The 24876-nt window shown below is 65.7% G+C and carries 25 protein-coding genes and 2 pseudogenes; 23 read left to right on the top strand and 4 right to left on the bottom strand.

Going from position 1 to position 24876, the window contains the following annotated elements:
- Nucleotides 1–272 precede the first annotated feature (272 nt).
- The 23 genes and pseudogenes from BM145_RS02625 to BM145_RS02535 all read left to right on the top strand — a co-directional run bounded on the left by BM145_RS02625 (nucleotide 273) and on the right by BM145_RS02535 (nucleotide 22509).
- Complete coding sequence (locus BM145_RS02625) at nucleotides 273–1112, top strand: ABC transporter substrate-binding protein (protein ID WP_093330977.1); 840 nt, start codon at nucleotides 273–275, stop codon at nucleotides 1110–1112.
- Nucleotides 1113–1278: 166 nt separating this feature from the next.
- Nucleotides 1279–2061: a PEPxxWA-CTERM sorting domain-containing protein gene (locus tag BM145_RS16300; protein WP_245739015.1), complete on the top strand. Its 783-nt coding sequence runs from the start codon at nucleotides 1279–1281 to the stop codon at nucleotides 2059–2061.
- 276 nt (nucleotides 2062–2337) lie between these two features.
- A pseudogene (locus tag BM145_RS16590) lies at nucleotides 2338–2919 on the top strand (tyrosine-type recombinase/integrase); the annotation flags it as partial.
- Nucleotides 2920–2988: 69 nt separating this feature from the next.
- Nucleotides 2989–3564 carry a tyrosine-type recombinase/integrase gene (locus tag BM145_RS16295; RefSeq protein WP_245739014.1) on the top strand — a complete coding sequence of 192 codons (576 nt, stop codon included), beginning with the start codon at nucleotides 2989–2991 and terminating at the stop codon, nucleotides 3562–3564.
- On the top strand, nucleotides 3561–4334 hold the full coding sequence (locus BM145_RS15555; RefSeq protein WP_143090086.1) for a hypothetical protein: 774 nt from the start codon (nucleotides 3561–3563) through the stop codon (nucleotides 4332–4334). The genes BM145_RS16295 and BM145_RS15555 overlap by 4 nt, the downstream gene beginning before the upstream one ends.
- Before the next feature lie 90 nt (nucleotides 4335–4424).
- Complete coding sequence (locus BM145_RS15550) at nucleotides 4425–4652, top strand: excisionase (RefSeq protein ID WP_143090085.1); 228 nt, start codon at nucleotides 4425–4427, stop codon at nucleotides 4650–4652.
- Nucleotides 4649–4975: a hypothetical protein gene (locus BM145_RS16180; protein WP_143090084.1), complete on the top strand. Its 327-nt coding sequence runs from the start codon at nucleotides 4649–4651 to the stop codon at nucleotides 4973–4975. The genes BM145_RS15550 and BM145_RS16180 overlap by 4 nt, the downstream gene beginning before the upstream one ends.
- Nucleotides 4965–5567 (top strand): hypothetical protein, encoded by a 603-nt coding sequence (locus BM145_RS02605; protein WP_143090083.1) that lies wholly within the window; start codon nucleotides 4965–4967, stop codon nucleotides 5565–5567. Before BM145_RS16180 ends, BM145_RS02605 begins: the two co-directional genes overlap by 11 nt.
- A 183-nt stretch (nucleotides 5568–5750) precedes the next feature.
- Nucleotides 5751–7685, top strand: a complete 1935-nt coding sequence (locus tag BM145_RS02600) for a DUF927 domain-containing protein (RefSeq protein WP_093330968.1) — start codon at nucleotides 5751–5753, stop codon at nucleotides 7683–7685.
- Between the two features lie 156 nt (nucleotides 7686–7841).
- On the top strand, nucleotides 7842–8420 hold the full coding sequence (locus tag BM145_RS02595; RefSeq protein ID WP_093330965.1) for a tyrosine-type recombinase/integrase: 579 nt from the start codon (nucleotides 7842–7844) through the stop codon (nucleotides 8418–8420).
- Between the two features lie 63 nt (nucleotides 8421–8483).
- Complete coding sequence (locus BM145_RS02590) at nucleotides 8484–8840, top strand: DUF3768 domain-containing protein (RefSeq protein WP_093330964.1); 357 nt, start codon at nucleotides 8484–8486, stop codon at nucleotides 8838–8840.
- An 80-nt stretch (nucleotides 8841–8920) separates the two neighbouring features.
- Nucleotides 8921–9664, top strand: coding sequence for a hypothetical protein (locus tag BM145_RS02585; RefSeq protein ID WP_093330961.1), 744 nt, complete (start codon nucleotides 8921–8923; stop codon nucleotides 9662–9664).
- A 363-nt stretch (nucleotides 9665–10027) separates the two neighbouring features.
- Entirely contained in the window at nucleotides 10028–10516 is a 489-nt protein-coding gene (locus BM145_RS15540) for a hypothetical protein (RefSeq protein ID WP_143090082.1), read from the top strand.
- A gap of 77 nt (nucleotides 10517–10593) precedes the next feature.
- Nucleotides 10594–11463, top strand: a complete 870-nt coding sequence (locus BM145_RS02580) for a hypothetical protein (protein WP_143090081.1) — start codon at nucleotides 10594–10596, stop codon at nucleotides 11461–11463.
- A gap of 224 nt (nucleotides 11464–11687) precedes the next feature.
- Nucleotides 11688–12526 (top strand): annotated as a pseudogene (locus BM145_RS16290) (transposase); the annotation flags it as partial.
- 380 nt (nucleotides 12527–12906) lie between these two features.
- The gene (locus tag BM145_RS02570) at nucleotides 12907–15003 is read left to right on the top strand and encodes an alpha/beta fold hydrolase (RefSeq protein ID WP_093330954.1); all 2097 of its coding nucleotides are present in this window, start codon (nucleotides 12907–12909) and stop codon (nucleotides 15001–15003) included.
- 28 nt (nucleotides 15004–15031) lie between these two features.
- Nucleotides 15032–16111 (top strand): sodium:calcium antiporter, encoded by a 1080-nt coding sequence (locus tag BM145_RS02565; protein ID WP_093330952.1) that lies wholly within the window; start codon nucleotides 15032–15034, stop codon nucleotides 16109–16111.
- A 15-nt stretch (nucleotides 16112–16126) separates the two neighbouring features.
- Entirely contained in the window at nucleotides 16127–16510 is a 384-nt protein-coding gene (locus tag BM145_RS02560; RefSeq protein WP_093330950.1) for a DUF1622 domain-containing protein, read from the top strand.
- Between the two features lie 174 nt (nucleotides 16511–16684).
- A complete protein-coding gene (locus BM145_RS02555; protein ID WP_093330948.1) occupies nucleotides 16685–17770 on the top strand; it encodes a catalase family protein in 1086 nt (361 codons plus the stop codon).
- Nucleotides 17767–18294, top strand: a complete 528-nt coding sequence (locus BM145_RS02550; protein WP_093330946.1) for a (2Fe-2S)-binding protein — start codon at nucleotides 17767–17769, stop codon at nucleotides 18292–18294. Before BM145_RS02555 ends, BM145_RS02550 begins: the two co-directional genes overlap by 4 nt.
- Nucleotides 18291–19304: an FAD binding domain-containing protein gene (locus tag BM145_RS02545; protein ID WP_093330944.1), complete on the top strand. Its 1014-nt coding sequence runs from the start codon at nucleotides 18291–18293 to the stop codon at nucleotides 19302–19304. Before BM145_RS02550 ends, BM145_RS02545 begins: the two co-directional genes overlap by 4 nt.
- An 11-nt stretch (nucleotides 19305–19315) precedes the next feature.
- Nucleotides 19316–21580 (top strand): xanthine dehydrogenase family protein molybdopterin-binding subunit, encoded by a 2265-nt coding sequence (locus tag BM145_RS02540; RefSeq protein ID WP_093330942.1) that lies wholly within the window; start codon nucleotides 19316–19318, stop codon nucleotides 21578–21580.
- The gene (locus BM145_RS02535; RefSeq protein WP_093330940.1) at nucleotides 21577–22509 is read left to right on the top strand and encodes an NADP-dependent oxidoreductase; all 933 of its coding nucleotides are present in this window, start codon (nucleotides 21577–21579) and stop codon (nucleotides 22507–22509) included. Before BM145_RS02540 ends, BM145_RS02535 begins: the two co-directional genes overlap by 4 nt.
- A gap of 7 nt (nucleotides 22510–22516) precedes the next feature.
- Here BM145_RS02535 and BM145_RS02530 read toward each other — a convergent pair whose 3' ends face one another.
- From BM145_RS02530 to BM145_RS02515, 4 genes are read right to left on the bottom strand one after another with little or no spacing between them, the layout of a single operon-like run.
- On the bottom strand, nucleotides 22517–22981 hold the full coding sequence (locus tag BM145_RS02530; protein WP_143090080.1) for a hypothetical protein: 465 nt from the start codon (nucleotides 22979–22981) through the stop codon (nucleotides 22517–22519).
- A gap of 20 nt (nucleotides 22982–23001) precedes the next feature.
- Complete coding sequence (locus tag BM145_RS02525) at nucleotides 23002–23874, bottom strand: SDR family NAD(P)-dependent oxidoreductase (RefSeq protein ID WP_093330934.1); 873 nt, start codon at nucleotides 23872–23874, stop codon at nucleotides 23002–23004.
- Complete coding sequence (locus BM145_RS02520; protein WP_093330931.1) at nucleotides 23867–24502, bottom strand: cupin domain-containing protein; 636 nt, start codon at nucleotides 24500–24502, stop codon at nucleotides 23867–23869. Before BM145_RS02520 ends, BM145_RS02525 begins: the two co-directional genes overlap by 8 nt.
- A gap of 4 nt (nucleotides 24503–24506) precedes the next feature.
- On the bottom strand, nucleotides 24507–24755 hold the full coding sequence (locus BM145_RS02515) for a hypothetical protein (protein ID WP_093330929.1): 249 nt from the start codon (nucleotides 24753–24755) through the stop codon (nucleotides 24507–24509).
- Nucleotides 24756–24876 lie beyond the last annotated feature (121 nt).

Below are 24876 nucleotides of genomic sequence, written 5' to 3'. Positions count from 1 at the left end.
GAACAGGGCTCTCCCCAGCTCTGTCGAGGGGTCCGGCATGACCAAATAGTTTCGCAAAGGTCTCGCGAAGGCCGGGGTCCAGCTGGCAGACGCGAACGGTCGGTCGTTGCGCCTGTTTGACGACCTTCCCGACTGGGCCCCGGCCTTCGGGGTAGGAAAATGCCGAATGTCGCTCCGTCCTGGAAGCCGTTCGGCGCGCGTTCAGTCATCCTCGGCCCCGGCCGGTCGGCGGGCTGGCGCACCCGCGCGGATCGCGGCAAGGCGGGCGGGCCATGCGACCCGCGCCGCTCCTGCCGCTCCTCCTGCTCCTCACCGGCGCCGCCGCCGCGCCGCCGCCGCCATCGCGTCCGACCCGCATCGTCTCGCTCAACCTCTGCGCCGATCAATATCTGCTCGCCCTCGCCGACCGGTCGCAAATCGCCGCGCTCACCCGGCTCGCGCGCGACCCCGAAATGTCGGCCGCGGCGGTGGCGGCACGCGCGGTGCCGGTCGGCAAGGGCGGTGCGGAGGACGTGCTGATGCTCCGGCCCGACCTGGTGATCGCCGCCCCCTATCGCCTGGCCACGCTGCCGGTGCGCGGCGTCGCGACGCTGGGGCTGGCGGAGGCGAACAGCTACGCCGACATCGTCGCGCAGATCCGCCTCGTCGCCGCCGCGGTCGGCCATCCCGCGCGCGGCGAGGCGCTGATCGCGCGCATGAACCGCGATCTCGCCGCGCTTCCCCGCCCCGGCCGCGGCGCCGTCGCCGCCTATTACCAGCGCCGCGGTTTTCTCACCGGCACCGGCACGCTGGTCGACGAGCTGCTACGCCGCCTCGGCCTGCGCAATCTCGCCGCCGTCCTCGGCAAGCCGCCGCTCGCCCGCGTCGGGCTGGAGGAGATGGCGCTCGCCCGCCCCGACTATCTCGTCGTCGAGACGGCGAGCGACCACGTCGCCGATCAGGGAACGGAGATGCTCCACCACCCGCTCCTCGCCGGCATCGCGCGGCTGCGCCTGCCGCAGGCCTGGACGGTGTGCGGCGGCCCCGCTTATGTCCGCGCCGCCCGCAGCCTCGCCGCACAGCTGCAAGCGAAAAGTTCTCGGTCGACGCGCGCAAAACTCCTGCGTCGGTGACGCCCGACGATTAAGATCAACCCCGCTGTTCCATTTCGGGAAACTCCAAGAATTGAAGGTTAACACACGTTTACAGTATCTGAACGTCCGATTAACTCCCTCGTCAACCGCTCCGATCGGCCGGGACATCAATACCGCATCGATCGCCGCAACAGGGAGAACCATCATGATCCGATCTCTTCACCGTGCCACCATGGTCGCCGCGACGATCGCCGCCGCACTGACCGCGACGACCGCGTCCGCCGCTTCCTACACGATCGATTTCGCCAACCAGTCGCCCGTCAGCAATCTCGGCTGGGCCGCCTGCCCGACCGGCGTGAGCAACTGCGCCGACAGCCAGAAGATCGGCGTCGGCGTGCTCGGCGGCCATCTCAATTCGACCGGCTCAGGCTCGGCCACCTTCTCGCCGGCCAGTGTCGGCGTGTTCAGGGGCGCGGGTCTCGGCGTCTCCTACGGCACCGACAAGGCGAGCGACGCCACCCACCAGATCGACAACAGCGGCACCGGCAGCGACTTCGTGGCGCTGTTCTTCAGCCAGAGCGTGACGCTCTCGTCCATCTTCCGGGCCAATTACGGCACCGGCTCGCTGAACAGGGACACCGACGCCTCGTACATGGCCTATACCGGCTCGCTCACCAACCTGCCGACCTCCCTGCCGCTCGGCGGGTTCAGCTACCTGGACCACTCCACGTCCAAGACCAACAGCACGGCGCTGTCGAACGTCTGGCTGATCGCCGCCAACGTCAACGGACAGACCAACGACGCCTTCAAGCTGTCCAGCATCGTGGTCAACACCGCGCCGCTCGCCGCCGTGCCGGAACCCGCCACCTGGGCGATGATGCTGCTCGGCTTCGGCATGATCGGGTTCGGCATGCGCTACGGCATGCGCCGCTCCAACACGCGCTTCGACCTCAAGGTCCAGCGGATCGCCGCCGGCGTCGACGCCTGATCCCATCACCGGATGGACCGAAGAGCCGCTGCCCCGACCGACGGGGTGGCGGCTTTCTCGCGTCGGCGGCGAAGCGCTTTCACATGAGGGTACAACCATCACGCGACATATGAGGGATTGGCGCACCCGACAAACACCATACTCGTTGTCGCTGCCGATCGTGGTGGCACGCGATAACGATGAAGCAGCTTGCATTTTTCGGCCGACCTAGTCGTGGTTGATCGTTGACGATCACCGCTAATCGGTGCCAGGTGAGGGAACATCTGGGGGTGCACTTTGCCACGATTGACAGCTGCTGGAGTTCGAAATGCCAAGCCTGGTCGGCATGCCGATGGGGATGGGCTTTACCTTCTGGTCAAGGCCAGTGGCAGTCGTACTTGGCTATTGCGAGTACAGGTTGACGGCAAGCGACGAGACATCGGCCTCGGTTCCGCTGAGTTAACAGCTCGTGCAAGCGATGGGCTTATCGAAATACCACTGCTCCACCGGCGGCGGCTCTCTTTGGCTGAAGCTCGAGACAAGTGTGCAATCCTTCGGAAGGCTGCTGAAGCTGGGCTAGATCCGATCGCAGAACGCGACAAAGATCGGCGCGGCGTCCCCTCCTTCCAAGAAGCGGCGCAGCACGCCCACGCGACGCTAAGGAGCCAGTGGGCGCCACGTCAGCAGGAGGCTTTCCTGTCGTCGTTGCAGCGGCATGCCTTCCCACTGCTTGGCCAACGCAGGGTCGACCAGATAACAGTATCAGACATCCAGGCGGTCTTACAGCCAATCTGGCATACTATTCCCGATATGGCTAGGAAGGTACGACAGCGCATCGGGACTGTGTTAAACTTTGCGCATAGCAAGGGATGGCGCCCTGCGGAGGCTCCGGGAAGGTCTATATCAGTCGGCCTAGCGAAGCCCAGCAAGGGCGGTAACTATGCCGCGATGCCTTACGCGAACGTACCGGCGTTTATAAGCCTGCTCAAGGATAGCACAGAGACGATTGGTCGCTTAGCCTTACTCTTTACCATTTATACGGCAGCACGTTCTGGCGAGACACGCCACGCTTGTTGGTCACACATCGATCTTGAGCAGCGCCTCTGGAAGCGACCCGCGCATCTGATGAAGATGCGAAGAGATCATACTGTGACCTTGAACGAAGGTGCAGTCGCCGTTCTTCGAAAGCTTGAACCACTGCGACGAGAACGCCATTGTCTTCTCTTCCCTGGTACCAAGGGACAACCCCTATCTGACATGACGCTATCAAAAATCGTCCGGCAATCCGATACGGAAGCCACTGTCCACGGCTTTCGAAGTTCATTTCGAGATTGGGCCGCGGAGCAGATGGCAGACATACCTGATGCGGTGGCAGAGGCAGCCCTTGCACATTCCGTATCTGATAAGGTGATGGCCGCTTACAAGCGAACGAACTTTATCGCGATGCGTCACACACTGCTGGAAGGCTGGTCTACCTTCATAACGTCGGCCAAACCAGATGCGTTCAATCAGAGTGCTACATGAAGAAAACTGATCCAACAGAATTAGATTCGAACTATATCTCCTTGAGCGCTGCTGTTGCCCACGCTCAAAAGGCATTCCGATCACATCTCATCGCTGAGAGCGTGCTCAAAGAAGGCATGGTGAAAGGAATACTGAAGATTAGAGCAAAAGCTCTACTTACTGAATATGCATGCGGTAATATCAGGCCGTTAGAAAAGCGCCGAGTGAACATGCAAATTCGTCTTGATTTGAATCAAGATGGAATAATGCTTGCTATCGATCCGGTCCATTTAGCACGGGAGCCTAAAGGTGCTCAAATCTTATGGAACTGGCGCAACAACCATGTGGCATGGTTAGCCCCTCAACCAAGTAGGTACACCATCGGTAAGGTGTCTGGAAAGCCGCGCGCCATTCTTCCAGTTCGTAAAGTCATATATAACGTTGAACTGGAAAATGCGGCGGTAAGCCGACTCATTGGAAAACTGCGCGCCAACGATAAAACGAGCACAACTCTGCTTATTAAGGAGAAAAAGTTGCACCGAAACGATGAAGCGTGGAAGGAGTTGTTTCCTGACCTGTTCGCTGCAGCGGCGCAGGGTCAACTACAATCTATTATTCAGACGATTCGAACTCGGGGGGGTCCGGCGGCCTTGGTGAAGCTAATGCTTGCGCGGAGGCCCGAGGTCGGATCGAACTCGACAGCCAAGCGGATCGTCAGAAAGCTCATGGATCTGGACGAACAAGCGGTTTCAGCGGAAATCCAGCGAAGCCAACAGTTGACCAAAAGTTGACCATTCTGACCTGACCTTTTCACGCTACGGATCACGACGAGATTAAACCCAACTTCCTGCCCTCAAGGGCTTAGGAGGAAAGGAACGATCGTGATGAACGAAGACCGACTAGAAAAGGGGGCGGCGTCCACCCTCAAGCCTTTGCTGATCAATATAGGACAGCTTCAGGAGCTACTTCAATGCGGTCGCACAAAGGCGTGCGATCTGGTGCGCACCAAACGTGTCCGAAGCATGCTCATTGGCCGCTCTCGTCGCATCCTACTTGCAGATGCAGAGCGCTTGGTCGCGGACGGCATCAGCGAAGCGGGGACCGAGTGACTCACGCTACATCCAAGCCGACGAACGTCGGCCGTCCGGGCATCTCTTCGCTGCCGCCGCCCTTACCGCGCTTCGATCTGACCAACACGCCTGGCTTTGAGACGGCGGAAGCCGTCGCTGATGAGGATCGTTATAGGGCTTCCGTGCTCCGGAACCGGGCATCGACGGCCAAGCCGCGGCGAGCACAGGCGCTCTGCGAGTTGGCAGACGCCATCGACCCCGCGGTCACGCACAATCCCCGCACCGCCGCGTCCAGCCGCTACATGCGGGACCAACGCATTCGGGTGATCGGGGCCATCTGGGAGCTGATCGATGGTCAGTAACTGCTACATCGAACCGTCACGCCGTGAAGTCTACGCATTATTCACGACAATACCGGAGAACTCGAGCGTGCTGTTGGGCATGCTCTATCTCTTCAACCCCGTCCGCTTCATGGCTGCCTTCCGGCAGCATCTCTACCGTTCGGCGGCCAAGATGGGCGTAGCCATGGAAGGTCAGCTGATCGCCTTCCTTCACGGCGCCTACGATCCAACTACCAAGAGCTATCCGCTGCACATTCACGGCATTGCAGTTGGCCCCATGGTGCAGATCGTCGACGGCTTGCGACACCTGCGCAAGTATCGTCCAGCGTGTCCTCACGACGGCCGCGACGCTGCCATCACCCCGGTGCTGGTGCAGCGTGGTCCGCTCACGAACATGCCCGATCCGATCACGTACCCAATGAAGCGGTTTTGGGGTCTGCGTGAGACGTACATGGATGTCGACGGGCTGCGGAAGGCCTACAACAGCAAGGCTGTCCGCATTCGGGGAGAAGCAGAGATCGAGTACCTCCGCTTCCTCGATCGCTGGCGCCTGGAAGAAGTCACGTTGTTGATGGGCATGCATGCCACCAGCGCAGGTCTGATGGTTACCTGAACAACTGCAAGTGTACACTAATGAGGGCTGGTTGAACCGGATAGGGCCAACTGCAACAGCTATACACGGCTAGACTGCCCTCAAACACCACTACCTAACGCTAGCACTACGTGCCGCCGGCCGTTGCTCACACTCGTGCGCTCGGTGCGACGCTGCACGCCATCCAGAATCGAAGGATTACTCATGGCTTCCAAGTTCAAGACCCGCCGTGAAGCCGGCGACAAGCCGACCCCCGCCTCAGAACGCCCTGCTGACCGCACTGACTTCGCGGCAGAACTCGACAAAACAATTGTGCGTTCACGCCTCAAGCACGGTGACGACTGCGGCAACGCCCGCCGCAAGATTGAGCGCTATTACAGTTCCGTGCCAGCTCCGGAGGTCTCTCGCGACCAGACGCTTCGGAAGCGTCTTCGCACCAAGGAGGGCGAGAAGGGCAAGCCGGGGTCGAATACCGCGAATGTTGCGAATGTTGCGCTGCCGCGGAGGGTGACCATCAAGCCGGAGCAGACGGTGGTGCTGGGCAACGGCAGCAAGATCGGCATCAATGGCCTGCGGGATGGTGACGGGACCCGTTACATCCACTTCCGCCAAGGTCGTCGCGAGGTCACCACTCGTTACGATGTGTTCCACGGTAGCAGCAGCGAGGGTTCGGCCGCGTTGAAGCAGGCTGGCATCATCGTCGTCGGAGGCATGGGTGATGTTCGCGAAGCCGTTGACCAGATCAAGCGCTTCCACAGTGCCAAGATCGTGAGCAAGCCGGGATGGACCAAGCATGGATTCGCCGCGGCAAGCGGGCGGGTCTACGTTGCTGGCGACGAACCCTACCCGCTGGTGACGTTCGCCCCAGTGAGTGGCATGTTGGACCAAGGTGGAACGCTGGCCGGTTGGCTCGACCAGGTCGCAGCTCCGCTCGCCGAGCATGACCTGGCGTCGTTCATGATGATGGCCATGTTTGCCGCGCCTCTGCTGCGCTGGACCAATCGGGCCGACAATATCGGCCTTGAGCTCGCCGGCCCGCCCGGCTGCGGCAAATCCACTCTCCAGCTGATCATGGCTTCGGCTGCGGGCCCCGCCATCGGCGATGACGACGCCACCTACTGGCGCAGCCTAAACGCCACAAACAATGCACTCGAAATGGTCATGGAGCACTACAACGACATGACCATGGTACTGGATGAAGCGGGACTCGTGGAGGGTGCAGGCAGGACGCAGACACGGGCGGCAACTACTCGGGACATAGCCTTTCGCCTTGCTGCGGGGCAGGTGAAGCATCGCTTTGGTACGCCTGCAGGCCCTCGTTCACGCCTTGTGTATGTTCTCTCGACCAACCAGCCTATCGCGACACTGCTCGGATCGGCACACGTGGCTGAGGCAGACGCGATCGCCGACCGGCTAATCACTCTGCCGATCCTTAACGAGCGGCCCCACGGCATCTTCGATAACTGCCCGCCTTCCTTCCCATCATCGGGAGCGCTTGCGGAGGCACTGAAGCGGGCTGCGGCGGAGAACTATGGGCATGCTATGCCCGTTTACTTGGCGTATCTCGCCAAGGAAGCTGCTCGTCGGCCCAAGGCACTGCGGCGCAAGGTCGAGGGCTATGTCGCGGAGTTCATCGAGCGTGCAGGCACCAACACGAACGACGGCTCACACCTGCGCGTCGCGCAGGCGATCGGGCTCGTTTACGCAGGTGGCCGCCTGGCGAAAACGGCCGGTGCTCTACCACCTCCCTACCAATGCGGCCGCGCCGCGTTGGCGGCCCTTTCGCTCCATCGGGCTCATGCGCGCGTCGCCATCAGCTTCGACGACCGACTCGTTGCCTTGATGCGGCACCCCGCGACGATCGACTTGGCGAAGGTGGAGATCACCGAAGTAGCCGAGGATGTCCGGAGCCGCTGTCCGGCTTTCCTCTACACCGGTAGGTCCGGTCCGCGTGAGCTCCTTGTGCCGATCGTCCATATGGACCGTGTCTTTCCCGGGTGGCAGGCCCTGAGCGACGATCCCGACTTCATGCAGCGGCTGAACCCTCCCAAGGGCCGGAAGGTGCGTGATCGTCCGATCGGGGAAGATGGCGCGTTGGTGCCGGCCTATCGCTTTATCGTGACCGACTTGGAGGCGTGAAAAAGACTAGGGCGGCGGGGCCAAAGCGCCGCCGCCCCTATACGGCCTATTCAGTCACCAGCCTACGCAAGCAACATCTTTGACAAAGCTGCAGCGGTGTGGTAGCTTGATAGTACAGCCGCGTTACGGCTGTACCCTTACATCGAAGGAAGCATCATGCCCCACCCCGCCCGGGTGCTGGAGCGTGGCGACTTGCGCCGGCTTGTCCGGTCCGTTGCTGCGCGCCGGCACGCGACGCGCGACCGCGTCATCATCCTGTTGAGCTTCAAAGCTGGCCTTCGCGCCTGCGAGATCGCTGGCCTCACTTGGCCCATGGTGCTGCGGTCCAATGGTCGCCTCAACGATCAGCTCTACCTGGCCGGTAGCATTACCAAGAACGGTTCGCCCCGCCGCATCCCGCTTCATCCCGAACTCGCCGTCGCATTGAAGCACCTTCACGCCGCAGCGGGGTCGCCCGGGGATGGACCGGTCATCCGGTCCGAGCGCAACCGCCACATGACGCCCGCCAGCATCGTCAATTGGTTTACCGCGACCTATGCGGCCTTGGGCCTACAGGGCTGCAGTTCGCACTCTGGTCGCCGCACCTTCATCACCCGAACCGCTCGGCTGCTGCCACGTAGCGGCGGGTCATTGCGCGACGTCCAGGAACTCGCCGGTCACCGGCACCTGCACACGACCGAGCGGTATATAGAAGGCGACCGCGTCGCCCAGCGCAAGCTCGTCCGCCTCGTCTGAGCCCGGCACGCCTCCTCTCCTTCTTTCCTAACCCCCAACACCGCTGAACCAAGGAGTATTCGCATGACCGCGAAGGATGACGCACGCCCTCAGCAGATCGACCCGAGTGCGATCGCCCGCCTCAACGACCGTTTTCGCACCACCGGCGTCGAAGGCATGCTGGTTGCTACCGCCGGCGTGATCCAGCTGGCGCAAGGGGCTTTGACCGCGATTGTCGCGGAGGTGCGGGCGTTCGACGCCTTCACCTCCGACAACGATCCATATGGCGAGCACGACTTTGGTGCTCTCGCGTGGCGCGGCACCAAGCTGTTCTGGAAGATCGACTGCTACGACCGCAACATGCGTGGCGCCTCGCCCGATGCTGCCGACCCCTCGGTAACGCTGCGGGTGCTGACGGTCATGTTGGCCAGCGAGTATTAGCGGTGCCGCGCAAACTCACACCGCTGCCTCGCCGCGGCCTGTCGTTGGGCACCCTCTCATTTCCCCGCTGCCAGGACACCATGCTGCTGCCGCCGGCCGAGCGCACCCGCCTCATCCTCGCAGCGTCAGACGCCTATGGTCCCGACCTGCTCGTCACTGCCGGCTACGCCGTTCACAACCGCAAGCAGCTGCACCGCTTGGCCGGTGAGATCGCCGACGATGAGCGCGACGGCCTGATCATCACCGAGGTACACTGGGATGGCCGCACGCAACGACGCTCCGGCCGCAGCCACGCCATGTGGGCGATCAGCGGCCGCGGCGATCTCCACCGCTTCGGCCGGCAAGCATTTTCGACCATGGAAGAGGCGACAGCGGCCGACGGCAAAGCTCGCGCCCGCTTTCGCCGTCACCTGCCCAACCGCAACATTGCGGTTGGGCCGTATAGCGCGTTTGCGCTTGTTTGCGGCGAGCTCAACTTGGTGCGCGGACGCGACACGCTCAGCTTCGTCGACGATGAGGCTGGTGCTGCGCTCATGGCGGCGGACATCATCGTCAATCCGACGCACGATCGGATGAGCAATGCCGGCACATTGGCAGCCAAGCGCCGCTTCCTGTCGCAGCCGCATGCCAACGGCCGGTCACGCGCCTACGTGTCGTGCAGCAACTGGGAAGCATGCGGGTTGAACGGACGGGTACAACACCCCTCCCCTACCCTGCACGCCGTCTACGTGGACGGTGAGCCGCTGGCCTATGAGGAGCTGGCAGACGGTGCTTTCGGCTTCGTCTACCGGCGCTGGTGGCTCGACTTGGCGGGGTCGGGATGAGCTGCCAAGCGATGCACTTCTCGCACTCGTGGTATTTGTACCGCAATCGCACAAGTGCACGCCACCGGCGGCAGCGACCGCGCACCTTGCGTGCGTGTCAGCCGCCGCCTAGCATCACCGTTGCGTCGCGTGAAAGCCGCGGCGTGGGGCGTGGAAACCTCAATCAGCATGACCGGGTCACCAGGAAACTGGGGGCCGGGTGGCATGCGCGTATGTCCAGCCGGTTTCACCGGTAAAGGTGCATGCGCCTGCTCGCTGATCAGGTTTCCAACATCCGGCTTCGGCCGCTGCCCCGAGACGGACATAGGGGCAGCAGCAGGCACGAGGTTCACCGCCGCTGACGCCCCAAACAGGGGACGCCACATGATCTCATTATTTCTGTCACTGGCTGCCGCAGCGAGTGCTGATCCGTCTGCCACCGACCTGGGCTGGCGCCGCTACACCAATATCCGGTACGGCTACAGCACGTGTTACCCCAGCAAGCTGATGACGCCGCGGCCGGCACCAGACGCTGGCGACGGTCGCATCTTCCAATCCGCCGCTGGTGCCGAGCTACGCGTGTGGGCCCGCTATGCCGTTGATGACGGGAGAACCCAATCGGCGGCTGCAGCCGCTGATGCCGCCGCGGTCATCACTCAAGCCGGTGGTAGCGTTACTTACCGCCGTTCGCGGCCCGACTGGACAGTGGTATCCGGCAAGTCGGCGGCGACGATCTTCTGGGTCAAGGTCGCCCTTCGTGACGGTCTGTTCGTCACCGTCAGCTTGACCAATCCTATTTCATCTGCGGCCATCTACTCTGCTGTCGCTCGCGAGGTGAACGCCTGCACGACCATTGGCCAGGCAGCGTTTTGATGAGCATCGAGACGCTTCTTCAACCCCGACCAACAAAGGTGACACCGCCGAGAAGTGGAAGGTCGGACACGCAAATCATGCGCAACGCTGTAGAAGCAGTGTTGCAACACCTACAGGCCGCGCTCGCCTCCTCCACCATCTCCCGCACCTCGCTGTTGCTGTGCCCAGCGCTACTGCTTGCAGCATGCCAGCAGGGCGACCGTACAACCATGGATTTGCTGCGGGCAGGAGATGCTGGTGTGTGCATCGCCCGCGACGTCGAGGCCACGTTGCGGCAGCTGGTCCTGCCCCCCGGCAAGGAGGCGGCCAACTACACCGTTGGCTTGTCAGATACTACGCTCGAAGCGTTCGACAAGGCTGTAGCGCGCGCCACCTGCAACACGGCATTGACCGTCCAAGACAGCAAAGGCACAACTATCATCGAACGAGTCATGATCGACTACGTTGTCGCGCCATCGGCGCAAAATCCTGACACCTTCCTCGTGTCGGGTGAGATTGCTCCCCTCCGCGCTCGCGTGACGCAGGCAATGATCACTGCCGAGGAAGACAGAGTAGAGAACGAAGCCTTCCGGCAGAAGACGGAAGCTCTGAACGCGCTGGTCAAGCCTGGCTGGTTGATCGGGCGCTGGGTGCCCGATCCAGCAAGTTCGGAAGCTTGTAGCGACGGCCCCTACGATCAGTTCAACAAAGGCGGCAGCTACGATGGATATGAGACTGTCGGCCGGTGGGCCCTAAAGGGCATCGAGCTCGCCATTGCGGCCGAAGGAGATCGGACAACACGGTATATCGAGGCTGCAACCATGGACACCATGTCGATCGCGACAGGCCATGGCGGCACGGCTGAATACCGACGCTGTAGCAAAGCCGAGATGCAGCCGACGATCGTTGATGATGTGAACGTCACAGAAGGCATTGACTCACCTGATCCGGGTTTGATTGATGATTAGGGGCGGACCGCGCCTCGGCCTGGGGGCGACTACAGGAACAGGCTGTCATCTGTGTCGCACACGTTATTGGCAGCCATCAGGAGAGAAGACACTCAACAAGCGAGCACGAGCCTTCTAAGCTTAGAGTCGCAGGTTCGAACCCTGCCGGGCGCGTCGACGGTTTTCTGTGAGGTGGCCCCTCAAATGACCTGACAGGGTCTCGCTCTTAGATAAGAGTGAGGCATATGACTGACGGTACGACCAGGCGTTACAATGACGGGGAGGTCCTCTCCGGTGTTCAGCGCCGGAGGCGTTGGACACCGGAGGAGAAGGTCCGGATCGTCGAGGAGACGTATCTGCCGGGGATGAGCGTGTCGCTCGTCGCCCGCCAGCACGGCATCAGCGGCAGTCAGGTCTTCACCTGGCGCCGCCTGATGAACCAGGGTGCGCTGACCGCTGCGGCAGCCGGCGAGGAGGTGGTGCCGGCGTCCGAGTACCGGGCGCTGGAGGCGCAGGTGCGCGAGCTGCAGCGGCTGCTCGGCAAGAAGGCCATGGAGAACGAGCTGCTCCGCGAGGCCGTGTCCCGGGCCGCAGGCCCAAAAAAACTGCTCTTGCGCTCGACCTCGTTGCCGGGGGACGTTCTGTGACCGCGGTCGCCGACGCGCTCGGCATCGCCCGCCCGCATCTGTCTGCGACGCGTAACCGACCACCGCCACGACCGCGCGGACGGCCACCGCTGCCGGATGCCGAGCTGGTCGCCGACATCCGGCTGCTCGTCGCCGATCTGCCCACCTACGGCTACCGCCGCGTCCATGCCCTGCTGCGCCGCCAGGCCGAGCAGACTGGGCGCGCGGCGCCCAATCCCAAGCGCATCTACCGCGTCATGAAGGTGCATGGGCTGCTGCTCCAGCGAGGCGGCGAACGGCACGAGGAGCGCCGTCACGACGGCCGCGTCGCCGTCGACCAGCGCAACACCCGCTGGTGTTCCGACGGGCTGGAGATCGCGTGCGACAATGGCGAGAAGGTGCGCGTCGCGTTCGCGCTCGACTGCTGTGACCGCGAGGCGATGGAGCGTCGGTGTACGAAGCGCGAGGCTGCCCAGTACGGCTACGGCGAAGGGCGCGACCCGATCACGGTACTGACCCGACTTGCCAAGCAGGCCGTTGATCCCGAGGATTGAAGAAGAGAATGCTGGTTCTGAGGCGAGGAAGATCGGCTACTTCGTCATCGTCGGCCGGGATTTAGCCAGAGGCAGTGACCCGCTTTCAGCCGCTAGCGAACCCCACCGGGGGGGGGGCGTAAACCCGACGTCTGTTCATGATCGCATGCGCCACGATTGAAGTCCCTCCGCTCGCTAGGCCAATCTCTATAGCGTTTCAGCAACGTCGAGATTGTGAACGTCGTAGGCCCGCAAGCGTTCACGACGTCCGATACGAGATCGAGCCAGGACCTGAGGAGCGCGAATTGACCAAGCCCTTTACCATCGCAGTGACCGATGAACGGCTTGCCGCCATCCAGGCGAAAGTAGCAGCGTTCGACTGGGAGGCGCTGCCGGACGCTGGTGGTTGGCGATCGGGCGTCGGCCTCGACGACCTGAGGCGCTTGGTCCACTATTGGCAGACGCGGTACGATTGGCGAGCGCAGGAGCGCCGGCTGAACGCGCTGCCGCAGTTCACGACCGAGGTGTCGGGACAGCGCCTCCACTTCGTCCGCGCCCGCGGCGACGGTTCGCGGCCGCCGCTGCTGCTTCTCCACGGCTGGCCGGGCTCCTTCATCGAGTTCGAGGCGCTGGTCGCGCCGCTCGTCGCCGACGGTCACGACGTCGTCGTGCCCTCGCTGCCCGGCTACGCCTTCTCGGGTAGACCGGCGTCGCCGATCGGGCCGCGCCGCACGGCCGAGCTGATGCACGGCCTGATGGGCGAGTTGTTCGGCGAGCTGCCGTACCTCATCCAGGGCGGCGACTGGGGTGCGGCGATCGGCGCTTGGATGGCGCACGACCGTCCCGAGGCGGTCGCGGCGCTCCACCTCAACATGGTCCTGATCCAGGCGGGGGACGCGCTGCCGAAGAAGCCCGCCGAGCTCGCCTGGGCGGCGAGACGGGCGAAGTTGGCGAAGGAGGAGACCGGCTACTCGCAGGAGCAGGGCACGCGCCCCCAGACGCTCGGCGTCGCCATGTCGGACAGCCCGGTCGGGGTCGCCGCCTGGATCCTGGAGAAGTTCGGCGCCTGGGCCGACGTCCCGCACGACGAGCAGGGCCGACCGGACCTGTGGCAGGCGTTCGACGAGGACACGCTGCTCACGAACATCATGCTCTACCTGGTCGAAGGCTCGTTCGTGACCTCGACCTGGATGTATCGCGGCCGCGTGCTGGAGGGGTCGGGGCAGTTCCCACCGGGCGGGCGCGTCACCGTGCCGACCGGTGTCGCGGCCTTTTCCGACCCCGTCTTCCCGCCGCCACCCCGCTCGCTGGTCGCTAAGACCTACGACGTGGTCCACTGGACCGACATGGCGGCCGGTGGCCACTTCGCGGCGCTGGAGCAACCCGAGCTGCTGCTCGCCGACATGCGGCGGTTCTTCGCCGACCAGGCGGAGCGGGAAAGCGGCGGGAAGAGTCGGTCCGTCCTCGCCACCTTGGGCGCCGCCGCTGCGGGCCTAGCCGCGTCGGCCCTCTACACGCGAGCCAGCGTCGAGCGCATCGAGCGACAGGTCCCCGCCGACGGGACGATCGTCGACGTGCCGGGCGCCCGCGTCCACTACGTCGACCGCGGCGCCGGGCGACCGATCGTCCTCCTCCATGGGCTCGGCGCGCAGCTGCGCAACTTCGCCTACGGCGTCGCGGACGCGCTGGCGGCGGACCATCGCGTCATCCTGATGGATCGGCCCGGTTCGGGATACTCGACGCCGACCGGCGACCAGCCGGGCATCCTCGAACAGGCAGCGATCGTCACCGCGTTCATCGGCGCGCTCGGGCTCGATCGTCCCCTTCTCGTCGGGCACTCGCTGGGCGGGGCGATCGCGCTGGGAGTCGCCACCCACCACCCGGATGCGATCGGCGGCTTGGCGCTCCTCGCGCCGCTGACGCAGCCCGCCGGCGCGATGCCCGCGCCGATCGCCGGCGCGATCAGGCACGGCGGCGCCGCGCGGGAGGCATTCGCCGAGCTGCTCGGCACCCCGCTCGCGCAGGCTACCTTTGGCTTGCGCTGGGGCAAGATCTTCGCCCCCGAGGCGGTGCCCGCCGACTTCGCGACCCGCGGTGGGGCGGCGCTCGGCAACCGCCCTATGTCGGTGAACGCCGCGATGCTGGATATGGCGAGCGTCGACCGGGACATGGCCGCCATCGCCTCCCGCTACGGGTCGATCGAGATGCCTGTCGCGATGCTGTACGGTCGCGAAGACCAAGTGGTCGATCCGACCGTGGACGGAGCGCATGCCCGCTCGGCGATCGCCGGCGCCTCGCTGGAGATGACGGAGGGCGGGCACATGCTGCCCGTCACGCACCCGCAGGTGTCCGCCGCGTTCATCCGGACCTGTGCATCTCGCGACCCGCGATCGGCATCGTAAGCCTGTTTGTTTTTCGGAGCGATCGACCATGTTCCAGTCCCTGTCGCTCCTGCCCCTGCTCGGCATCTTCGCGGTCGCCGCCGCGGCGATCTGGGTAGCGGGCGTGCAGTTGTCCAACACGACCGACGTGCTGTCGCGGCGATTAGGCCTGGGGCAGGCACTGGGCGGCGTAATCCTGCTGGCGATCGCCACCAACCTGCCCGAGATCGCGATCACCGCCAGCGCCGCGGCATCGAACAACCTCGGCGTCGCGGTCGGCAACATCCTGGGCGGGATCGGCATCCAGACGCTGGTGCTGGTCGCACTCGACGCCTTCGGCATGCGCGAGAAGGTGTCGCTGACCTACAAGGCGGCCAGCCTGACGCTGGTGATCGAGGGGCTGCTGGTCGTCGCGGTGCTCATCATCGCCATTATGGGAACGCAGTTGCCGGGCTCGCTCGTCGCGTTCCGCATCGGGCCGGATGCGCTCGCCATCGCACTGGTCTGGATGCTCGGCGTCTGGCTGATCGGGCGCGCGAACAAGAATCTGCCCTGGCACGACAGCAGCGGCGACGCGCCGGACACGCAGGCGGAGCCCAAGGGTCACTCGCAGGCCGAGACGGAGCAGCAGGCGACCGACAAGGGTCGTAGCACCGCCCGCACGACCTTCGTCTTCCTCATCGCGGCGATCGTGACGCTTGTCGCCGGCGTCGTGCTGGAGCGGGCGGGCGACGGCATCGCCGACCATATTGGCATGAGCGGCGTGCTGTTCGGCGCGACCGTGCTGGCGGCGGCGACGTCGCTGCCCGAGCTGTCGACGGGGCTCACCTCCGCGCGAGCGGGCGACTACCAGCTCGCGATCAGCGACATCTTCGGCGGCAACGCCTTCCTGCCCGTGCTCTTCCTCTTGGCGACGCTGATCTCCGGACAGGCGGTGCTACCGCAGGCGCAGGCCACCGACATCTATCTCGCCGGGCTCGCGGTCCTCCTGACCAGCGTCTACCTGGCCGGGCTGATCTTCCGGCCGAAGCGGCGGGTGCTCGGGATGGGAATCGACTCGCTCGCGGTGCTCATCCTCTACGCCATCGGCACTGCCGGCCTGTTCGCCATAGCCCTCGGTAAGGCTTGAGGAGACGGGATCGTGATGGACGAAGCGGCTTGGGTACACCTGGTCACGCGCGTGGTCGAGATCGTCGGCACCGCGATCATCGTCGTGGGGTCGTTCGGCGCCCTGGGGACCTTCCTCGTGCGGATGGCACGACGTTCGGCGTCGCGCGACCAGCTGGTGTCGCGCTTCCGCTCCAGTCTTGGCCAGTCGATCCTGCTCGGGCTCGAGTTCCTGGTCGCGGCGGACATCATCAACACCGTGGCGGTGGAGCCGACGATCCGCAGCCTGATCGTCCTCGCCGGCATCGTCCTGATCCGCACGTTCCTCAGCTTCTCGCTGGAGGTGGAGATCGAGGGACGGTGGCCGTGGCAGAAGGCATCCGGGAAGGAGGCCACCCGGCCCGGCGACCGCGGGCGATGACGACATTGGTCGTGACCTGTAAGCAGCGATCCGTTCGGGTTCCCCCGATCTCATGGAAACTGATTAATTCAGGTAAACCCCATGGCTATTTGCTGAACCGATCCTCGCCCCGCCGGTTCTCAATTGTTGATGCCGGAACGCGAGCGGAAAGCGTCGCGCCGAGGGGAGAGAAGCATGACCTACCTGCGCTACAGCGACGACGTCGAGACCCTGGAAGACGACGAGCAGGAGTCGATCGACGGCATCATCAAGGGGATGACGCAAGAGAGCGAGGTCGTCGAGAAGCGCGAGGGTCACGCGGTGCGCGCCAGCCACGCCAAGAGCACGGCCTGCGTTCTCGGCGAGATGACGGTTGCGGACGACCTGCCGCCCGAGCTGGCGCAGGGGCTGTTCGCCAACGGCGGCACCTTCCCCGTCGCGGTCCGCTTCGCGCAGGGCCCCGGCGAGCATCTCGGCGACCGTGTTTCGACCCACCGCGGCATGGCCATCAAGGTGTTCGGGGTCGAGGGCGAGAAGCTGCCCGGCCACGACGCGCCGACCCAGGACTTCGTCTTCGCTAGCGGACCGACCTTCCCGGCCGGAACGGCGGCGGGCTTCCTTAGCCAGGCGAAGAAGATCGGCGCGACGACCCCGATGCCGGAGGGCGTGAAGAGTGCCGCCTCGTCGATAGCGCGCAACATCAACAAGGTCCTGAACGCTGTCGCGGGCGGCCCCAGCCCGACGCTCGACTTCTATGGCCACCCGTACAGCCATCCGCTCGACGACTATTACTTCAGCCAGTGCCCAGTCCGCTACGGCGACTATGTCGCCAAGCTCGGCACCTTCCCCTCCTCGACCTACCAGGACGCGCTCGACGACTGGCAGCTCGACCCGCACCAGGACGAGGACGGCTTCCGCCACGCGGCGATCGAATACTTCAACGAGCACGACGCCGTCTTCGACCTGCGCGTGCAGCTCTGGGCCGATGCCGAGACCCAGCCCATTGAGGATGCCTCGGTCGAGTGGCCGGCGCAGGCGAGCCAGTATCGCACCGTCGCGACCATCCGGCTGCCGCGGCAGGCCGCCTACAGCCCGGAACGCGTCCGCTACTTCGACGAGGTGATGACCTTCCGCCCCGCGCAGAGCCTGGCGGCGCACCGGCCGCTCGGCGGCGTGATGCGCGCGCGGCTCCAGGTCTACCAGGCGCTCAGCGACTTCCGCCACCGCGAGAACGGCGTCGCCGCCGCGAATACGGCATCGATCGAGGAGATCCCAGCATGAACGACGCCGTGACCATCGACCGCGCGGCAGCGTTGCGCGTCGCCGCGAGTCCGATCGCGACGCTGCCGCTGTCGCTGACGATCAACGGCGAGGCGCGCACGCTGGAGGTCGAGCCCTGGACAACGCTGCTCGACCTGCTGCGCGACAAGCTCGACCTGACCGGCACCAAGAAGGGCTGCGACCACGGCCAGTGCGGTGCCTGCACCGTGCTGATCGACGGTCGACGGATCAACTCCTGCCTCAAACTGGCGGTGACGCTGGACGGGGCGGAGGTCACCACTATCGAGGGGCTGGGGCAGCCGGGCGAGCTCCACCCGCTCCAGGCCGCGTTCATCGAGCACGACGCCTTCCAGTGCGGCTATTGCACGCCAGGGCAGATCTGCTCGGCGCAGGGGCTCATCAACGAGGGGCACGCGAAGGACCGGCAGGACGTGCGCGAGCAGATGAGCGGCAATCTGTGCCGCTGCGGCGCCTACACCAACATCGCCGACGCGGTGCTCGACGCGATGGAGAAGCAGGCATGATCCGCTTCGACTATGCCCGTCCCGACGACGTGGCCGAGGCGGTGCGCGACGGCGCGGGCGACCACGTCGCCTATCTGGCGGGCGGCACCAACCTCATCGACCTGATGAAGGAGAACGTCGCCCGGCCGCTCGAGGTGGTCGACATCAACCGTCTGCCGCTGGCGCGGATCACCGACCGGGACGATGGCGGTCTCCGGCTCGGCGCACTCGCGACCAACGCCGACACCGCCTATGACGAGCGGGTCCAGTCACGCTATCCGCTCCTCGCCTCCGCGATCCTGGCGGGCGCGTCGCCGCAGCTGCGCAACGCGGCGACCAACGGCGGCAACCTCAACCAGCGCACCCGCTGCTATTATTTCTACGACGTCGACACGCCCTGCAACAAGCGCGTGCCGGGGCAGGGCTGCGGCGCGATCGGCGGGGTTAACCGCATCCACGCCATCCTGGGCGCGAGCGACCAATGCATCGCAACCCACCCGTCCGACATGTGCGTCGCGCTCGCCGCGCTTGAGGCGCAGGTGCAGGTGACGGGGCCGGAGGGAGATCGCACGATCGCCTTCGCCGACTATCACCGGCTGCCCGGCGACGAGCCGTGGCGCGACAACAATCTGAAGCAGGGCGAGCTGGTCACCGCCATCGACCTCCCGGCGGAGGACTTCTCGACTCACTACTCCTATCTCAAGCTACGTGACCGATTGTCGTACGCCTTCGCGCTCGTCTCGGTGGCGGTGGCGATGCGGCTGGAAGGCGACCGGATCGCCGACGTGCGGATCGCGCTCGGCGGCGTCGCCCACAAGCCCTGGCGGCGGATCGAAGCGGAGGAGGCGATCAAGAACGAGCGTCCCTCCGACACCGTGTTCGACACCGCCGCGCGCGCGCTCCTCGCCGGCGCGGTCGGCCAGGGCGACAACGGCTTCAAGATCGGGCTCGCCCACAAGGCGATCGTCCGCGCGCTCGCGCAGGCTGCCGCCGGCACACCGCAGTCGCAGACCGACAAGCGCATTCGCTGAGGATCACCACCATGAACGCTCCCCACAAGGTCGGCATCGGCACCCCCCTCGCCCGCGTCGACGGCGCCGACAAGGTGACCGGCCGCGCCAAATACGCCGCCGAGTACGCGGTGCCCGGCCTCCTCTACGGCGTCGCCGTTCCCGCCCGCATCGCCAAGGGCCGCATCGCGTCGATCGACGCTGCCGCCGCCCGCGCGGTGCCGGGCGTGGTCGAGGTGATGACGCACGAGAACCGTCCCAAGCAGGCGTGGCTCGACCATAGCTGGAAAGACGAGCTCAGCATTCCGGGCGACCCGTTCAAGGCGCTCCACGACGATCGCATCCTGTTCGCCGGCCAGCCGATCGCGCTGGTGATCGCCGAGACGTTCGAGGCGGCCCGCTTCGCCGCCAGCCTGGTCGAGATCGACTACGAGGCGGAGGCGCACAACGTCGACTTCGACACGTCGCTTGGCGAGAAGTTCCTGCCGGCCAAGGGCATGCGCCGCAACACCTACCATCCTCCCAAGGCACGCGGCGATGCGGGCACCGCGTTCGATGCGGCGGCGCTCAAGCTGTCGGGTGAGTACCGCCTCGCGACCGAACACCACAACCCGATGGAGATGCACGCCTCCACCGTCGAATGGCGCGGGGACGGCAAGATCACCGTCTACGACAAGGTCCAGGGCTCGCAGAACACGCAAGCGTATCTGGCCGGCGCGTTCAAGCTGTCCAAGAAGGACGTACGCGTCGTCAACGCCTATGTCGGCGGAGGTTTCGGGTCGGGGCTGCGCCCGCAGTGGCAGGTGCAGCTCGCGACGATGGGCGCGATTCTGCTCGAACGCTCCGTCCGCGTCGTCATGACCCGCCAACAGATGTTCTACCATGCGCACCGGCCCGAATGCACCTACGAGATCCGGCTCGGTGCCGAGCATACCGGCAAGCTCACCTCGATCTACGGCGACGCCACCACCTCGACCTCGCGGTTCGAGAACAACATGGAGGACATCGTCACCTGGGGAATGATGAACTACGACTGCCCTAACGCCGAGGGCCATTACACGATCGCGCCGCGCGACACTTACACCTCGGCTGACATGCGCGCGCCGGGCGCCGCGACCGGCATGGCGCTCTTCGAGATCGCGATCGACGAGATGGCTTACGAGGCCAAGGTCGACCCGCTCGAATTCCGCATGGTCAACTATTCCGAGACCGAGGCGATGAACCAGGTGCCGTTCACCTCCAAGGCGCTGCGCGAGGCGTATCGCGAGGGCGCGGAGCGGTTCGGCTGGTCCGAGCGCGCCCCGGAGCCGCGATCGATGAAGGAAGGGCGCGAGCTGATCGGCTGGGGCGTCGCCACCGGCATGTGGGACGCGCAATTCTCCAAGACCTCGGCGCGCGCGCGGCTGTCGGCCAACGGCGACCTCGAGGTGGCGAGCGCGTCGTCCGACATTGGCACCGGCACCTATACGGTGATGACGCAGGTCGCTGCCGATACGTTGGGCCTGTCGCCCGACCGCATCACCGCGCGGCTCGGCGACAGCGACCTGCCGGCGGCGCCGGTCGAGGGCGGATCGTGGGCAGCGGCGTCGACCGGAGCCGCGGTGCAGCTCGCCTGCCGCAGCGTCGCCGAGAAGCTGTTCAAGGCGGCGGACGAGGTCGAAGACCGGCCGCTGTGGGGAGCGAAGTCGATCGACGACCTCGACTTCGTCGACGGCGAGATGGTCCTGAAGAGTGATCCGACCAAGCGGGTCAGCCTGACCGACGCGATGCGCGCGGGCGGGCTGGACGTGATCGAGGTGGAGGAGACCGCCAAACCCGGCCTCTCCGACATGGTCTCTATGGCGAGAAAGGCGCGCAACACGCACAGCGCGGTATTCGTCGAGGTCCGCGTCGACGAGGAGCTCGACCAGGTCCGCGTCACCCGCGTCGTCAACGCGGTGGCGGCCGGCCGGATCATCAATCCCCGCACCGCGCGGAGCCAGATCCTCGGCGGCGTGGTGATGGGGATCGGCATGGCCCTGCACGAGGAGACGTTCATTGACCGGGCGCTCGGCCGCTGGATGAACCACAATTACGCCGAATATCACGTCCCCGCCCACGCCGACGTCGAGGACATCGACGTGATTTTCGTCGACGAACCCGATCCCGAGGTCACGCCGCTCGGCGTCAAGGGCTTGGGCGAGATCGGCATCGTCGGCACCGCCGCCGCCGTCGCCAACGCGATCTATCATGCGACGGGCAAGCGCATCCGCTCGCTGCCGATCACGATCGACAAGCTGCTGGAGGTCGCGCCATGACCATCACCGCCGTCCGCGTCCATCGCTTCACCAATCCCGAGACGCTGCAGATCGAGCGCATCGACGCTCCTTCGCCCGATGGCGGCGCCGCGGTCGTCCGGGTTGAGGTTGCCAGCGTCAACCCGGTCGACTGGAAGACCGCGGAGGGCAAGTACGCGCCCGTCAGCGAGGACAAGCTGCCGATCGTGCTGGGCCGCGACCTCGCGGGCACAATCGCCGAGGTCGGCAGCGACCTCGAGGGCTGGTCGGTCGGCGACCGGGTCTGCGCCTTCATCGATCAGGCGCGCGGGGCGCAAGCTGAGCAGGTACTCGTCACCGCGAACGAGCTGGTCCGCGTCCCCGACGGCGTCGAGACCGAGGTCGCGGGCGCGTTGCCGCTGGCGGCGATGACCGCGTGGCAGGGGCTGTTCGATCATGGCGGGCTTCGGGACGGCCAACGGGTGTTGGTCCACGGCGCCGCGGGCGGCGTCGGCCATTTGGCCGTCCAGCTTGCGCGCTGGAAGAACTGCACGATCTTCGCAACCGCCTCCGGCGGCGACCTCGACTTCGTGCGCGCACTCGGCGCCGACACTGCGATCGACTACAAGGCCGAACGGTTCGAGGAGATCGCGACCAATCTCGACCTCGTCTTCGACACGCAGGGCGGCGAGATACAGCAGCGGTCGTTCGCGACGCTGAAGCGCGGCGGCATCCTCGTCTCCACGCTGAACCCCGACGATGCGGCCGCAGCGGCGCACGGCGTGCGCACCGTGCCGCGCTGGCACGCGACGCCCGACGCGGTCGCGCTCGGCCACGTCCTCGACCTCGTCGCGGACGGAACGGTCCGGGTCGAGATCGCCCGTCGCGTACGTCTGGACGAGGTGGAGGCGGCGCACCGCTTCGCGCGCACCGATCACCCCCGCGGCAAGGTCATCCTCACCGTAAAGTGAGCCTGCGTCAGGCGCGCGCAGCGAGCCTCGCGCCTGCCGCGGTTGCCAGACCGAAGGCGACGTGGTTGGCGGCGTGCATCCCGATCGTGCCGGCGTCCGCCTGCCATTCCGGCTTCTTCACGCCGAGCAACGGCCCGGCGATCCAGTGCATCGCCGCGTAGAAGGCGAGCCCGAACGCCATGCCTGACGGGATCACGCCAGCGTCCTCCTCGACCGTGGTGGCGAACACGGCGCCGGCCGCCGCCGACAGCAGCAGGTGGCCACCCTGGATGACCGCCTGCTCGGCGGCGTCAGGCAGTCGGTCCGCCGGCGGCACCGGGTGGACGCCGAGCCGGTGAGCGCTGGTCCGTTCGAGGTCGGCGAGTTCCGAAGGCTTGCCGCTCTTCCGCTCTCCCGCGATCATCAGCGCGGTGATGCCGAGGCCGGCGACGAGCCCGCCCGCGATCGCACCGGCCATCCGTTTTCCGTTCATCCCGATCTCTCCTCTGTCCGTCAGGCGGCGCCGTGGGCGCTGTCGCCGCCGGTCACCGAATAGGTGCCGCCGCTCGCCATCCGCGCCGCGTCGGAGGCGAGGAAGACGACCATCGGCGCGACGTCGGCGGGGTCGATCCACGGCACGCCGAGCGGCGTCTTGGCGATCATCGCCTGTGCCGCGAGCTGCTCGTCCTTCGCCTCGTTGCCGGTCGGCTGCTTTCGGCCGTCCTCGATCGCCTGTACGTAGCGGTCCTCGTGCCGGGTCAGCGCGGTGTCGATCAAGCCGGGGATCAGCGCGTTGACGGTGATGCCATATTCGCCGAACTCCAGCGCGGCGGACTTCATCAGCCCAATGATCCCCCACTTCGACGCCGAATAGGCCGCGCCGTGCCTGGTGCCGTGTTGCCCCTGCGTCGAACTGGTGACGATGATGCGGCCGTGACCCGTCGCGGCGGCACGATCCCTGATCGCGGGGGCGAAGGCGCGAACCGCGTTCATCGTCCCGGTCAGGTTGACGTCGATCTGGTCGTGCCAGTCGATGTCCTCCATTTCGAGGATTGGCTTGAACGCCTGGATGCCGGCATTGGCGAACAGAATGTCGACGCCCCCGAACGTCTCGACGACCTCGGCGGCGGCATTGCGGAGCGCCAGCAGGTCGCGCTGGTCGAGCGTGATCGCCAGCCAGCGCCGCCCCGCCGCCTCGACCGCGCGGCCCGTGGCGGAAAGCTCCTCCGACGTGGCGGGCGCTAGGTCGAGGATGGGGCTGACCGGCCCGGCGATGTCGATCCCAACTATGTCGGCACCCGCCTTCGCGAGTGCCTCTGCGGCGGCGCGGCCGATGCCGCGCGCCGCCCCAGTCACCACCGCCACCTTGCCCGATAGATCAGCCATTCGCCGACTCCTTCCGTTTGGATGCGATCACGACGCGATCGCGGTTCTTCGGGACCGCCTTGAACGTGTCGGCCGGGACGCCGAAAAGCGCGCCGAGGACGTCGGGCGGGATCGCCGACAGCGATTCCACCAGCCCGATGTCGTCGTCCGGCTCGGCGACGCTCGTGTTGAAGACGATCAGGACAACGAGGTCCTCGGTGTCGCTGGTGTTCTCGAAATAGTGGAAGTGGCCCTGCGGCGCGAAGACCAGATCGCCGGCCTTGCCCTCGAACGCGTCGCCGGTGCCGCCCGGCCCGACGAGGCTCCAGCGGACCTGACCGGAGACGACGAAGTTCATCTCCCACGCCGACGGGTGCCAGTGCGGCTCGCGCACGCCGCCAGGGGCGAGCCGGGCGAGGTAGACGGAGCCCTGCTGCCCCTTCAGCACCGACCAGTTGTCCGCCACCGCACCGCGGAGGTCGCCGCCGTCGAACCGGCTGGGCGCGGCGCCCGCGAGATGGAAGAGGTGCTGGTGGGTGGGGTCGGCACCGCCGCCGTCGGTCATCGCGAAGCTCGGCTTGCCGCCGGGCTCGCTCGCGTCGTGACGAACCGCAGCATCACCGCTCGCCTGCGTGTCGAGATCGTCCATCGCCTCAGCGCCGCGCGACGCGGACGGCCATAAAGGCGATCGGCAGCGGCTGTCCGTCCGCGACCTTGCCCGACCACGATGCGGCGTTGGCGATCGTCGATGCGATCGCATGCTCCTCGTCGGGGCTGTCGACCGGCAGCACGAACTCCTCTCCGCTTGCCGACCCTTGCGTCGGGTCGAAGCGACGGATGGTGACATCGAACTTCTTCAGTTCGGCCGCAGTCTTGACGGGCGTGGGTGCAGAAAGGGTCATGCGGCCTCCACCATCTCGCGCGTCAGCGAGGCCTTGCCGCTCGCGCAGACGATGTTGGCCCCATGACTCAGTGCATTGGTCCCCATCGGTCTCTCCTGTTCCAGCGGCGCTCCGCCGTCCC

It is taken from the genome of Sphingomonas rubra (assembly GCF_900115745.1).
GTDB classification, from domain to species: domain Bacteria; phylum Pseudomonadota; class Alphaproteobacteria; order Sphingomonadales; family Sphingomonadaceae; genus Sphingomonas; species Sphingomonas rubra.
This window is presented reverse-complemented; position numbering and strand designations above follow the sequence as displayed.

What these genes read in the sequence shown, in the direction of transcription:
- BM145_RS16300 (WP_245739015.1), top strand. Translation starts at nt 1,279, where the DNA reads ATGATCCGATCTCTTCACCGTGCCACCATGGTCGCCGCGACGATCGCC.
- BM145_RS15555 (WP_143090086.1), top strand. Translation starts at nt 3,561, where the DNA reads ATGAAGAAAACTGATCCAACAGAATTAGATTCGAACTATATCTCCTTG.
- BM145_RS02565 (WP_093330952.1), top strand. Translation starts at nt 15,032, where the DNA reads ATGTTCCAGTCCCTGTCGCTCCTGCCCCTGCTCGGCATCTTCGCGGTC.
- BM145_RS02560 (WP_093330950.1), top strand. Translation starts at nt 16,127, where the DNA reads ATGGACGAAGCGGCTTGGGTACACCTGGTCACGCGCGTGGTCGAGATC.
- BM145_RS02515 (WP_093330929.1), bottom strand. Translation starts at nt 24,755, where the DNA reads ATGACCCTTTCTGCACCCACGCCCGTCAAGACTGCGGCCGAACTGAAG.
- BM145_RS02605 (WP_143090083.1), top strand. Translation starts at nt 4,965, where the DNA reads ATGGTCAGTAACTGCTACATCGAACCGTCACGCCGTGAAGTCTACGCA.
- BM145_RS02530 (WP_143090080.1), bottom strand. Translation starts at nt 22,981, where the DNA reads ATGAACGGAAAACGGATGGCCGGTGCGATCGCGGGCGGGCTCGTCGCC.
- BM145_RS02550 (WP_093330946.1), top strand. Translation starts at nt 17,767, where the DNA reads ATGAACGACGCCGTGACCATCGACCGCGCGGCAGCGTTGCGCGTCGCC.
- BM145_RS02580 (WP_143090081.1), top strand. Translation starts at nt 10,594, where the DNA reads ATGCGCAACGCTGTAGAAGCAGTGTTGCAACACCTACAGGCCGCGCTC.
- BM145_RS02600 (WP_093330968.1), top strand. Translation starts at nt 5,751, where the DNA reads ATGGCTTCCAAGTTCAAGACCCGCCGTGAAGCCGGCGACAAGCCGACC.
- BM145_RS02535 (WP_093330940.1), top strand. Translation starts at nt 21,577, where the DNA reads ATGACCATCACCGCCGTCCGCGTCCATCGCTTCACCAATCCCGAGACG.
- BM145_RS15540 (WP_143090082.1), top strand. Translation starts at nt 10,028, where the DNA reads ATGATCTCATTATTTCTGTCACTGGCTGCCGCAGCGAGTGCTGATCCG.
- BM145_RS02590 (WP_093330964.1), top strand. Translation starts at nt 8,484, where the DNA reads ATGACCGCGAAGGATGACGCACGCCCTCAGCAGATCGACCCGAGTGCG.
- BM145_RS16295 (WP_245739014.1), top strand. Translation starts at nt 2,989, where the DNA reads ATGCCTTACGCGAACGTACCGGCGTTTATAAGCCTGCTCAAGGATAGC.
- BM145_RS02525 (WP_093330934.1), bottom strand. Translation starts at nt 23,874, where the DNA reads ATGGCTGATCTATCGGGCAAGGTGGCGGTGGTGACTGGGGCGGCGCGC.
- BM145_RS02595 (WP_093330965.1), top strand. Translation starts at nt 7,842, where the DNA reads ATGCCCCACCCCGCCCGGGTGCTGGAGCGTGGCGACTTGCGCCGGCTT.
- BM145_RS02520 (WP_093330931.1), bottom strand. Translation starts at nt 24,502, where the DNA reads ATGGACGATCTCGACACGCAGGCGAGCGGTGATGCTGCGGTTCGTCAC.
- BM145_RS02585 (WP_093330961.1), top strand. Translation starts at nt 8,921, where the DNA reads ATGCTGCTGCCGCCGGCCGAGCGCACCCGCCTCATCCTCGCAGCGTCA.
- BM145_RS02540 (WP_093330942.1), top strand. Translation starts at nt 19,316, where the DNA reads ATGAACGCTCCCCACAAGGTCGGCATCGGCACCCCCCTCGCCCGCGTC.
- BM145_RS02625 (WP_093330977.1), top strand. Translation starts at nt 273, where the DNA reads ATGCGACCCGCGCCGCTCCTGCCGCTCCTCCTGCTCCTCACCGGCGCC.
- BM145_RS02545 (WP_093330944.1), top strand. Translation starts at nt 18,291, where the DNA reads ATGATCCGCTTCGACTATGCCCGTCCCGACGACGTGGCCGAGGCGGTG.
- BM145_RS02555 (WP_093330948.1), top strand. Translation starts at nt 16,685, where the DNA reads ATGACCTACCTGCGCTACAGCGACGACGTCGAGACCCTGGAAGACGAC.